Raw genomic sequence first — 446 nt, 5'->3', positions numbered from 1 at the left:
CGCCGAAAATAAGCAAAGACCAAGTGATTTGGGTCAACCTCTCCGGTCGTGGCGATAAAGACATTAATACCGTGGCGAAACTCAAAGGCAGTGAGTGGTAAGTCTTATTGATTGAGCAGCAGAGGCCGTCTGAAAAAGCTGGATTTCAGTCTTTCAGACGGCCTTTGTTTCCATAATGATCAGCGTAGTATTTTATCCGCGTAAACTCTAGCAAGTCTCGGCGGTTAAGGAAATTTATCCTTTCAAACTGCGCTTGTACGCTTTCTAAACTGATTATTCAAGTTAGCCATCACCAGGAAACAGGTAGCAATCCATCTAAAACTATTGGGCATGGCGGCGTTTTGGGGCGCATCTGGGCCGATGGGGCGGAGGCTGGGACAGGCGCTGCCCCGCCTTTAACGGGCGGTATGCTACGCTTTTTGACGGCGGCAATCTTGCTTTTGGGC

At 49.1% G+C, this 446-nt stretch carries 1 pseudogene; it reads left to right on the top strand.

The features are described from left to right. Positions 1–330: 330 nt before the first annotated feature. Positions 331–446: pseudogene (locus tag ACTHUM_RS19780) on the top strand (DMT family transporter); the annotation flags it as partial.

It is taken from the genome of Neisseria sp. P0021.S006, from assembly GCF_051956895.1.
The sequence above is the reverse complement of the archived record's forward strand: the minus strand, read 5'-3'. Positions and strand labels throughout refer to the sequence as shown.